This is a genomic window from Mesorhizobium sp. M2A.F.Ca.ET.037.01.1.1 (assembly GCF_003998075.1).
Taxonomy (GTDB): domain Bacteria; phylum Pseudomonadota; class Alphaproteobacteria; order Rhizobiales; family Rhizobiaceae; genus Mesorhizobium.
This window is the reverse complement of the sequence record NZ_RZSA01001524.1, coordinates 1-954: the sequence shown is the minus strand read 5'-3', so window position 1 is coordinate 954 and position 954 is coordinate 1. Positions and strand designations below refer to the sequence as shown.

The window sequence follows — 954 nt, the reverse complement described above, 5'->3', positions numbered from 1 at the left end:
CGTCAGCCCCAGCTGCTGCAGATGCCGGCCGCCGATGCCGACAAGCTGAACCTTGCGGCCGGCCGTACGCTCGAGCGCCCGCACGATGTCGGCGCCGAGCAGATCGCCGGATTCCTCGCCGGCGACGATCGCGAGCTTGATCGGCTTGTCAGCGGCCATCAGCCGGCTCCCCGTTTGGCAAGCTCCGTCGCGGGCAGGCCGATGATGAAAAGGCCAAAGGCGTTCGCGCGAGCAAGCGTGGTCGGGCCTTCAAGGATGAGCGAACGGCCGGCCTCGACGGCTATGCCGGCAAGGCCTGCCGCATGAGCGGCCTCAACCGTCTGCGGGCCAATGGTGGGCAAGTCGGCCCGCAATTCCTGACCCGGCTTGGCGCATTTGACCAGCACGCCGCGCGCCTTGCCGGCCAGCCTTCCATGACCGCGCAAATCCCGCATTCTGTCGAGCAGACCGGCTGTGCCCTCAATGCCTTCCAGCGCCACGGCGCGACCTCCGATCGCAATCGCCGCCTGGCCGATATCGAGCGCGCCGATGGCCTTGGCCGCCTTGCGAGCGGCCTCGATGTCGCGCCAGTCGGACTGGTTTGGTCCGGCCGCTGTCAATGTGCCCTCGCCCGCCGTCAGTTCCGGAACGACCTCGTGCGCGCCAACGACCTTGACGCCACGCGTTTCGAGGGTCTGGGTCAACATCTTCAGCAGGCCATCGTCTCCGCGTCGCAATGCCCTGACCACAGAGGGGATTATCGCCAGCAGCGCAAATGTCGGCTTTATCCTGCTCAGCCGCGGTCTGCGCTTGATCTCGCCGGCAAGGACAAGGTGCGTAATGCCCCGGCGCTTCAGCAACGGAAACAGCAGCCCGATGTCTTCCAGCGAGAGTTTTTCCTGATCGTAGGCCGCGAAGTCCGCCTCGCGGTCGACCTCACCAGCGGCAATGATGATGAAGGGCGCAAAACCGTGC

The 954-nt window shown here is 66.0% G+C and carries 1 protein-coding gene and 1 pseudogene; both read right to left on the bottom strand.

Translation table 11 applies throughout. The features are described from left to right. A pseudogene (locus EOA27_RS38085) lies at positions 1–159 on the bottom strand (lipid-A-disaccharide synthase); the annotation flags it as partial. After that, positions 159–954 (bottom strand): UDP-2,3-diacylglucosamine diphosphatase LpxI (gene lpxI, locus EOA27_RS38080; protein WP_127258923.1); only part of this gene is annotated, 796 nt, incomplete at its 5' end. The gene lpxI and the pseudogene EOA27_RS38085, both read right to left, overlap by 1 nt.